The 9,003-nt window shown below is 62.6% G+C and carries 9 protein-coding genes and 1 other RNA gene; 5 read left to right on the top strand and 5 right to left on the bottom strand.

The annotated features are described in order from the left end of the window. The coding region (locus tag VNZ93_RS16245) for a division/cell wall cluster transcriptional repressor MraZ (RefSeq protein WP_414710095.1) at window positions 1-299 on the bottom strand (299 nt) is incomplete at its 3' end. 397 nt (window positions 300-696) lie between these two features. Between VNZ93_RS16245 and VNZ93_RS16240 the strand changes: the two genes are divergently transcribed. From VNZ93_RS16240 to VNZ93_RS16220, 5 genes are all read left to right on the top strand, one after another. Beyond that, window positions 697-1,266: a PRC-barrel domain-containing protein gene (locus VNZ93_RS16240; protein ID WP_325707248.1), complete on the top strand. Its 570-nt coding sequence runs from the start codon at window positions 697-699 to the stop codon at window positions 1,264-1,266. 126 nt (window positions 1,267-1,392) lie between these two features. After that, window positions 1,393-2,187, top strand: a complete 795-nt coding sequence (locus tag VNZ93_RS16235) for an N-acetylmuramoyl-L-alanine amidase (RefSeq protein WP_325707245.1) — start codon at window positions 1,393-1,395, stop codon at window positions 2,185-2,187. A gap of 41 nt (window positions 2,188-2,228) precedes the next feature. Then, window positions 2,229-2,649, top strand: an RNA gene (gene rnpB / locus VNZ93_RS16230) — RNase P RNA component class A. 115 nt (window positions 2,650-2,764) lie between these two features. Next, window positions 2,765-4,048, top strand: coding sequence for a divalent metal cation transporter (locus VNZ93_RS16225; RefSeq protein WP_325707242.1), 1,284 nt, complete (start codon window positions 2,765-2,767; stop codon window positions 4,046-4,048). Window positions 4,049-4,176: 128 nt separating this feature from the next. Next, the gene (locus VNZ93_RS16220; RefSeq protein ID WP_325707239.1) at window positions 4,177-5,070 is read left to right on the top strand and encodes a DMT family transporter; all 894 of its coding nucleotides are present in this window, start codon (window positions 4,177-4,179) and stop codon (window positions 5,068-5,070) included. Between the two features lie 3 nt (window positions 5,071-5,073). Here the strand turns inward: VNZ93_RS16220 and VNZ93_RS16215 are convergent, their stop codons facing one another. The 4 genes from VNZ93_RS16215 to VNZ93_RS16200 form a co-directional block, all read right to left on the bottom strand. Next, on the bottom strand, window positions 5,074-6,114 hold the full coding sequence (locus VNZ93_RS16215) for an aromatic ring-hydroxylating dioxygenase subunit alpha (RefSeq protein ID WP_325707236.1): 1,041 nt from the start codon (window positions 6,112-6,114) through the stop codon (window positions 5,074-5,076). 38 nt (window positions 6,115-6,152) lie between these two features. Beyond that, window positions 6,153-6,443 carry a hypothetical protein gene (locus tag VNZ93_RS16210; RefSeq protein WP_325707233.1) on the bottom strand — a complete coding sequence of 97 codons (291 nt, stop codon included), beginning with the start codon at window positions 6,441-6,443 and terminating at the stop codon, window positions 6,153-6,155. 79 nt (window positions 6,444-6,522) lie between these two features. Further along, window positions 6,523-7,518: a TRAP transporter substrate-binding protein gene (locus tag VNZ93_RS16205; protein ID WP_414710094.1), complete on the bottom strand. Its 996-nt coding sequence runs from the start codon at window positions 7,516-7,518 to the stop codon at window positions 6,523-6,525. An 18-nt stretch (window positions 7,519-7,536) separates the two neighbouring features. Next, window positions 7,537-8,844, bottom strand: a complete 1,308-nt coding sequence (locus VNZ93_RS16200) for a TRAP transporter large permease subunit (protein ID WP_325707230.1) — start codon at window positions 8,842-8,844, stop codon at window positions 7,537-7,539. Between the last annotated feature and the right edge of the window lie 159 nt (window positions 8,845-9,003).

Raw genomic sequence — 9,003 nt, 5'->3', positions numbered from 1 at the left:
AGCTGGTCGGAAAGCGTGACCCGCCCCTCGCCGTCCATCTTCAGGGTCTCGCCGGTTCCGTAGAGCGCCGTCGCAAACTGCTCGCGCTCGTCCGAAAAAGGCGGAAAGCGTCCGATCAGATCCTCGATTTCCGCCATCAGCTGAGTACCGCCCGCCTCGATCGCCGGACGGTCGAGCGCCGGGTAGCAGAACAACGTCTCCGTTCCATCCCGCGTCAGCACGGCGCGAAAGCTCGCCGGAACCGAAACGCGCCCCTTGGCGTCCAGCCGCAGAATGAAATGGGAAAAAAACCGGTCCACGGAAGTTCCAAGGTCCACGCTGTCGGACCAACGCTGCGGCCCGCAACGCCTGTATGGGACGATTTGGGCTATCATGGGACACAATGGGCGTCAATGGAACCAACCTGGGCAGCCACGAGCTGTTGGCTGCCTGCTCCAATAGAGCCCGCTTAACCTTAAGGAAGGTTAAAGCCTCTCGCATTTGCATCACGCAAACTTCGCCTTGCTTCCACAAGCTTGTCCCGCGTCCATCAGGTTCCATTGCGTCGCGATCGCAGTTCCCGCAACGGCGACATGCAGATGCAACCCATCGTTTCCGGAACGTCGCTGCATGAAGCGCGTTGGCTTCGCAGTGCGTACTCGCGTGGGTTCGCGAGAGAAAAAGCACACAGGTTTCGACAGAAAATGGAGGCGATGCATGCTCAAAACCATGATGATCACCACAGCGCTGAGCGGTCTGCTTGTTGGTGGCGCGCTTGCGCAGGACACCACGCAGCCGACACAGCCAATGAGCCCGCAAGCACAACAGGGCACCAAGGACTCGGAACGCGCCGTAAATTCGAGCCCGTCGATGGGAGATGCGAAGTTCATCAACGCGCAGACCGGCGATCAGTGGCTGTCCTCGAGCTTCATCGGTGTTGACGTTATCGGCCCCGATAACGAGAAGATCGGCGACATCTCCGACATTCTGTTCGAGAAGAACGGCACCGTCGTGGGCTATGTCGTCGGCGTCGGCGGCTTCCTCGGCATCGGCGCAAAGAACGTGGCGCTGGCGCCGTCGTCATTCGAAGTCGTACCGGCGAACGCGGATCGCACGACTACCGGGTCGGGCGCGGCCACGACCATCCGTTCCGATGAGGTGAAGCTGAAGGTGAATATGACCAAGGATCAGCTGAAACAGGCCGCTGCGTTCGAGTCGAAGCGCGATCAGGAGGCAAAGTCCCGCGCCGCATCACAGCCGGCTCCGAGCCGACCCGCGCCGAAGTAAGGCGGAGCACCAATCATTCGCTGCGACGGCCGGTCGATCATTCGACCGGCCGTTGTTTTTATGGCGTTGCCAATATACCACTGAGGGCATTGTTATCGCCGCGGCAGGCAACACCAGACTGTGTCAATGACGCCCTTTGAACCCGACACCATGCTCGTACATGAGGTGGTACCCTCTCCCAATTACGGAGAGCGCGCAGGCGACCGGCTGCCGGATATGATCCTGCTGCACTACACCGGCATGCCGGACGGGGCGAAGGCGCTGGAACGGCTTTGCACAGCGGGCAGCGAAGTCTCCTGCCACTACTTCGTCGCCGAGGACGGACGCATCATACAATGTGTCCCGGAGTCGCGGCGTGCCTGGCACGCCGGCGAAGGAAGCTGGGCCGGCGATACGGACATCAACTCATGCTCGATCGGTATCGAAATCGTCAATCCGGGCCACGATAACGGCTATCCGGATTTTCCGAAGCGCCAGATTGCGGCCGTCACAGCCTTGTGCCGCGCCATCGTGCGGCGACACCACATCCGTCCTGAACGTGTCCTTGGACATTCCGACATCGCGCCCTCGCGCAAGCAGGATCCCGGCGAAAAGTTTCCCTGGATGACCCTGCATCGCTCCGGCATCGGCCAATGGGTGAAGCCCGCTCCGATCGTGTCCGGGCCGACCTTCGAATTCGGCGACTCCGGTGATGCCATTCAGAATTTCCAGACGGCGCTCCGCGATTACGGTTACGGCATCGAGCCCGATGGCTATTTCGATCAGGCGACGCGCGATGTGGTGACTGCGTTCCAGCGGCACTTCCGTCCGGCCCTGTGCGACGGCAAGCTCGATACGTCGACGTTACTGACGCTGCGTTCCCTGATCGAAGCGAACCGATATGGTGGTGCTGCGCATTCGGCCGACGAGCCGGTGGCATAGCAGGCTTGACGGCGCGACCTTTCATCCCCATGCCATGTGGGTCAGTCGGCTGGACGGCCGCTCCGCCAAAATCCTGAAAAGGTGATCCCGAAAGGGCGGCGGGGAGGAAAGTCCGGGCTCCACGGACGAACGGTGCCGGATAACGTCCGGCGGGGGCAACCCCAGGGATAGTGCCACAGAAAAGCAGACCGCCTCGGGCGCGTAGCGTTCAGCCCGCGGCAAGGGTGAAACGGTGCGGCAAGAGCGCACCGCGTTTCCGGCAACGGAAACGGCACGGTAAACCCCACCGGGAGCAAAACCGAATAGGAGTGGTGCGAGGCCAAGTCCTCGGGTCCGTCCGGACCAGCCACTCGGGTAGGTTGCTTGAGGCGCCGGGCAACCGGCGTCCCAGATGAATGGCCGTCACGTTCGCTGCGTGAGCAGCGGGCCATACAAAACCCGGCTTACAGGCTGGCTGATCCGCTGAATGAGGGCCCGGTGCAGAAACGCTCCGGGCCCTCGCCAGATCATGACCCCGGCCCCATATACGCGAGCGCACGCACCGCGGATGGGCGAGCGCAGCGACCGAGATGCCGTCATGGATCAGCTGACCCCGCCCAAGCTGTCGCGCGTGAAGAGCATGAAGCTGAACGTCCTTGGCCCCGGACTCGTGACGGGCGCCGCCGACGACGATCCGTCCGGGATCGCGACCTATTCACAGGCCGGCGCGCAGTTCGGCTACAGCCTGCTCTGGACCGTCTTCCTCACGACGCCGTTCATGATCGCGATCCAGCTCGTCAGCGCCTTTATCGGGCGCGTGACCGGCAAGGGGATCGCCGCGAATGCAAAGGCGCTCTATGGCAGCCCCGCCCTCTATGCGCTCGTCTCGCTGCTGGTGGTGGCCAATGTGATCAACATTGCCGCCGACATCGCCGCCATGAGCGAGGCACTGTATATCGTTATCGGCGGCCTGAAACACGAACACGCGCTGATCTTCGCCGCGGTGTCGGTGCTGCTGCAGGTGTTTGTCCCGTACCGTCGATACGGCCCGATCCTGAAATGGCTGACGCTGGTCCTGTTCCTCTATGTCGGCGTCATCTTCACGGTGAAGGTTCCCTGGAAGGAGGTCGCGATCGGCATGCTGCTGCCGAAAATCGATTTCTCCTCCGACTATCTGGCGCTCCTGGTCGCGGTGCTCGGCACCACTATCAGCCCGTACCTGTTTTTCTGGCAGGCCTCGCAAGAAGTCGAAGAGATGCAGCGCAGCAAGCACCGCCGGCCCCTGAAGGATTTGCCGCGCGGCGGAAGGGGCGAGACGCAACGGATCATCGCCGACACCAGCATCGGCATGGTGTTCTCGAACGCCATCGCGTTCTTCATCATGGTGACCACCGCCGCGACCCTGCACGCGCAGGGCATCACCAATATCGAGACCGCCGCAGACGCCGCGAATGCGCTGCGCCCGATCGCCGGCGAGTTTGCCTTCCTGATGTTCGCGATCGGAATCATCGGCACCGGTCTGCTCGCCATTCCCGTACTCGCCGGATCGGCGGCCTATGCAGTCGCCGAACTCTACGACTGGCCGTCGTCGCTCGAAGCCAAGGTGCCGCACGCGGTGGGCTTCTACGCCATCATCGCAGCGTCCACGCTGATCGGCTTCGGCATCACCTTCACGCCGCTCGACCCGATCCGGATGCTGATCTGGAGCGCGATCATCAACGGCGTGGTTGCGGTTCCGATCATGGCAATGATGATGCTGATCGTGACGCACAAGATCATGGGCCGATTCCGCGCCGGCCGCCGTCTCGCGATCGCCGGGTGGGGCGCGACCGCACTGATGGCGGCGACCGTGATCGCGATGGGTGCATCGATGATCATGTGAAATGGCAATCATGTGAAGTGGCACGTGACGCGAACTGCATTGCGTCCGTGCGCGCAACGCACTGGTCGCGGAGCGGCCGCGCCAATAACGTGCGCCGCGAATCCCCTGCCCTTTCCCGTTCTCCTTCCATGGTCGCCAATCGCCAAAATCTTGGACTCCTGCTCGGCGTGCTCGGTGTGGCTGTGTTCGCCGGCAGCCTGCCGGCATCGCGCATCGCCGTGACCGAGGTCGATCCTTATTTCCTGACGGCAATGCGGGCGACCGTCGCCGGGCTCGCCGGGGTCGCGATGCTTGCACTCACGCGGCGCAGGCTGCCGCCGCGCGGCGCCTGGTGGCCGCTCTCGATTGTCGCGTTCACTGTCGTGCTCGGTTTTCCGCTTTTGTCCGCGCTGGCCATGGTGACGGTCCCCTCCGCGCAAGGCGGCGTGATCCTCGGGATCATGCCGCTGATGACCACGGCGGCCGCAGCCGTGATCGAGGGCGAGCGTCCGAGCGCGGGGTTCTGGATCGCGGCGGTGATCGGTTCGGCACTGGTGATGGGCTTCGCGCTGTATCGCAGCGGCGGCTACACGCTCTCACCGGGCGACCTGTACCTGCTCGGGGCGGTGGTGTGTGGCGGCGTCGGCTATACCTATTCGGGCAGGCTCACGCGGATGATGCCCGGCTGGGAGGTGATCTCCTGGGCGGTCATGCTGTCGCTCCCCGTATCGATCGCTGCGGTGGTCCTGACCTGGCCCGCCGACACAGCTGCTGTCTCGCTGCGCGTGTGGAGCGCGATCCTCTATGCCGGACTGATGGCGCAGTTCGTCGGCTTCTTCCTCTGGAATGCGGCGATGGGCATGGCCGGGATTTCGCGCGCTGGTCAGATCGGTTTGCTGCAGCCATTCTTCGTTGTGCTGATCGCAGCCATGTTCGCGCGCGAGCCGATCGACCCGCTCACCATCGTGTTTGCGACCGCTGTAGTCGTGACGGTGGCGGTCGGAACGCGCATGCGCGTCGGCCGCCCGTCCACAAAAGCTTGAAAGTTACTCGGCCGCCTGCCGCGCGGCCTGCTCCTCGCTGTACAGACGCGACAGGATGCGCCGCGCCTGAATGCCGCCGGCATCCGCATGAATGTCGACCTGCGATTCCGATGTATCGGCGTCGATGACACGCTGCTGGGCTTCGAACACCTCCTTGTCCTCGAGGAAGGCGGTCTTCACCTGCTCGAAGATCATGTCGGTGAGCTTCTCGTTCTTCACGTCGAAGTCGTGCGCCTGCGCCCAGAAATAATGCGAGGTGCTCTCGGTTTCCGGCGTGATCGCATTGAGGTTGCGCATGTTGATGCCGCCGACGAACTTGCCTTCCGGCGCTCCAGTGCCGGTCGGCGTCGCGCCGACCGATAGCCGCAGGAAGGCCGGCGGCAGGAAATCGATGAACTGCCAGCGGTCGACATTGCCGATGAAACCGCCCGCCTTCACGTAGGTCGGCGGTGCCGGCTTGTCGATCATCCAGCGCGTGACCAGAACGCCGCCGGGCGTACGCTTCACGCGCACTTCCGCGTTCTCGGCGACGGCAGCATTGCCGATGGTCGATTCATGCACGAAGGCGAGATGTGTCAGGTCGAGCAGGTTATCGACGATCAGCTGCCAGTTCGCCTTAACGTGGATGTAGGTGCCCTTGGCGCCCCAATCGGGGGAATCGAGATAATGATAATCAGGGATGGTTGCAGGATCGGCCAGCGCCGGATCGCCCATCCAGATCCAGACCCAGTGATAGCGCTCGACCACGGGATAGGCCTTCACTTTCGCTGCGTCGGGGATCGACTCCTGGCCAGGGATGCGCACGCATTTGCCGAAGCGGTCGAAGCGCAGCCCGTGATAGTGGCATTGCAGCAGCGAGCCCTCGACCACCTTACCCATGGACAGTGGCACGCGCCGATGCGGACACTTGTCCTCCAGCGCGATCGCCTTGCCTTCCGCATCACGGAACAGCACCACCGGTTCGTTCAGGATGGTGCGGCCGAGCGGCTTGTCTGCCAGCTCGCGATCCCAGGCCGCGACGTACCAGAAGTTCTTCAGGAACATTTACGTTCTCCCTTGCATCGGCGCGTCTTGGCGCGCGCCTACAACATTCCCTTGATCGCCTTGATCACCCGGCGATCGATACTGATCAGGTCGCTACCCGGCGGGACCTTGAAGTGCTCGCGCTCGTCATCAGAGACAGAGCGGCCCTGCAGCAGCACGCGGCCGTCCGAGGTCAGGTAGATCGAAGGAACGTCCTCCTGCTTGTCGTCCTGCCAGACAAGTTCCACACGGAAATGCAAGCGGCTCTCCTCGACACCAGACTTGAAGCGTTCGAAAATCGCTACACCGAAATCGCCGTAGTGCAAAGTACGAACGAGCGTCTCCGCCACACGCGCAAGTCGAAACGATCCCGAACGCAAAAGAAAAAGCCCCCGCTTGCGCGAGGGCTTTGCGAATGTGCGTTGGCGCTCACATCTTCTTGTAAGCTTCGATCACCGCGGCGCCATCGGGCCCGGCTTTCTTGATCCAGTCCGACGTCAGTTGCTCGCCGATCTTCAGCATGCCCGCCTTCAGCGCATCGCTCGGCGGCAGCACCTTCATCTTGTTGGCCTTGAGCTGGTCGAGATACCACCCGGCCTTTTCCTCCGCGAGCTTCCAGCCACGCGGCTCAGCGGCAGCCGCGGCTTTCAGCAGCGCGTCCTGCGTCGTCTTGTCCAGCGCATCGAACGCCGCCTTGTTCACAAATGTGATGTTCTTCGGAATCCAGGCCTGCGTGTCGTAGAAATGCGACATCGTCTCCCACGCCTTGCTGTCGTAACCGGTCGAACCCGATGTCATGAACGCGTTGACCACGCCGGTCGCGAGCGCCTGCGGCAATTCAGCGGCCTGGATCGTCACCGGCTGCGCCCCGACAAGATCGGCAATGCGCGACGTGCCGACGTTATAGGCGCGCCACTTGAGGCCCTTCATGTCCTCGACGGTGTTGAGGTCCTTCTTGGCGTAAATGCCCTGCGGTCCCCACGGCACTGCGAACAGCAGCTTGAGCCCCTGCGCGGCGAGCTTCTTCTCGATCGCGGGTTTGGATGCCTGCCACAGCTTGTAGGACTGCTGATAGCTGGTGGCGACAAACGGGATGACATCGATGCCGAAAATCGGATCCTCGTTCTCGTGCAGCGAGATCAGCACCTCGCCGACCTGCGCCTGGCCGGTCGCGACCGCGCGCTTGATCTCGGGCGCCTTGAACAGCGACGCACCCGGATGCACCGTGATCTGGAGCTTGCCGCCAGTCGCCTCCGCCACATCCTTGGCAAACGCCATGAGGTTGACGGTGTGCGGATTGTCGGTCGGATAGGCGGCAGGCAAATTCCATTTAGTCTGGGCAGAGGCCGGTGCGGTGAGCGTGAGCGCAAGTGCGGTGCCGCCGATCAATCGAATTGCACGAGACATCGACATGGAAAACGACATGGGATCCTCTTTTGCAGGTTAACCGGGAAAAGCCATCCGCGGCAGCACCATCACGATATCCGGAAACACCGTGATCAGCGCAACCGCAGCAACAAGCAGGAAGAAAAACGGCAGCGAAGCGAGCGCGACAAAATTCGAGTCCTGCCCGCTCATGGTCTGCAGCACGAAAAGATTGAAGCCGACCGGCGGCGAGACCTCCGCCATCTCCACGACCAGCACAAGGAATATGCCGAACCAGACGGGATCGAGCCCGGCCTGCTTGATCATCGGGATCACGATCGCGGTCGTGAGCACGATCATCGAGATGCCATCGAGCGCGGTTCCGAGCAGGATGTACATGACGGTCAGCGCAGCAATCAGCGAATAGGCATTGAGCTGCAGACTTTCAACCCAGGCCGCGAGCGCTTGCGGAATGCCGGTATAGGCCATCGACGTGCCCATATAGGATGCGCCGGCGAGGATGAGCAGGATCATGCAATTGACCCGCGTCGCGCCCATCACACTCGCCCAGAACGACTCCCAGGACAGCGAGCCCTGCCACCACGCGATCGCAAGCGAACCGAGCACTCCCCAGGCGGCGCATTCCGTTGCCGTCGCCCAGCCGAGCAACAGCGACAGAAAGACGAAGGCGATCAGCAGCGCCACCGGAACGAGATTGGCGGACTCGGCCAGTTTCTGCCGCAACGACATCGGCGGATCCGCCGGCGGCATGCGATCGCGGTTGAAGATCGACCAGCCGGCGATGTAGCCGGAATACAGAACCATTACGAGTAAGCCGGGCAGAAAACCCGCGAGAAAAATCTGGATGATCGAGACATTGGCCTGCACGGCGTAGACCACCATCGTGATCGACGGCGGGATCAGAATGCCGAGCGTACCGGCGCCCGCCAGTGAACCAAGCGCGAGCTTTTCGTCGTAACCGCGCTTCTTGAGCTCCGGCAGCGCGATCTTGGCGACCGTCGCGCATGTTGCGGCTGACGATCCGGACACCGAGCCGAACACGCCGCATGCCAGAACATTCACATGCATCAGCCGCCCCGGCAGCCAGTTCAGCCAGGGCGAAAAGCCGCGAAACATTTCCTCCGACAATCGCGTACGAAACAGGATCTCGCCCATCCAGATGAACAGCGGTAGCGCGGCCAGCGACCATGACGCGCTGTTGCCCCAGACCGTGGTGGCAAGCACCGAGCCGGCCGGGATCGCACCGCCGGCGAATTGCATTCCAGCCCAGCCGGTCGCGAGCAGCGCGACACCGATCCACACCCCGCCTGCGAGCAGGATGATGAGAAAGCCGAACAGGATCGCGGCGGCGCTGAGCAGCTCCATGTCACACGCCGCTCTGGATCGCCTGTTCGACCACCTCTTCGGCGGTCTTCGGCTTCGGCTTCTCGTAGCGCGGCGGATAACCGCGCAGGACATGGATCAGTTCATCCACAAAGGCGATCAGCAGGATCACGAGCCCGCCGCTATAACCGAGTTGCGGAA

This window comes from Pseudorhodoplanes sp. (assembly GCF_035565795.1).
In the GTDB taxonomy this organism is placed as follows: Bacteria; Pseudomonadota; Alphaproteobacteria; order Rhizobiales; family Xanthobacteraceae; genus Pseudorhodoplanes.
The sequence above is the reverse complement of the archived record's forward strand: the minus strand, read 5'-3'. Positions and strand labels throughout refer to the sequence as shown.

Coding starts and splice junctions, on each gene's coding strand:
- VNZ93_RS16240 (WP_325707248.1), top strand. CDS start 697: ATGCTCAAAACCATGATGATCACCACAGCGCTGAGCGGTCTGCTTGTT.
- VNZ93_RS16235 (WP_325707245.1), top strand. CDS start 1,393: ATGACGCCCTTTGAACCCGACACCATGCTCGTACATGAGGTGGTACCC.
- VNZ93_RS16225 (WP_325707242.1), top strand. CDS start 2,765: ATGGATCAGCTGACCCCGCCCAAGCTGTCGCGCGTGAAGAGCATGAAG.
- VNZ93_RS16220 (WP_325707239.1), top strand. CDS start 4,177: ATGGTCGCCAATCGCCAAAATCTTGGACTCCTGCTCGGCGTGCTCGGT.
- VNZ93_RS16215 (WP_325707236.1), bottom strand. CDS start 6,114: ATGTTCCTGAAGAACTTCTGGTACGTCGCGGCCTGGGATCGCGAGCTG.
- VNZ93_RS16205 (WP_414710094.1), bottom strand. CDS start 7,518: ATGTCGTTTTCCATGTCGATGTCTCGTGCAATTCGATTGATCGGCGGC.
- VNZ93_RS16200 (WP_325707230.1), bottom strand. CDS start 8,844: ATGGAGCTGCTCAGCGCCGCCGCGATCCTGTTCGGCTTTCTCATCATC.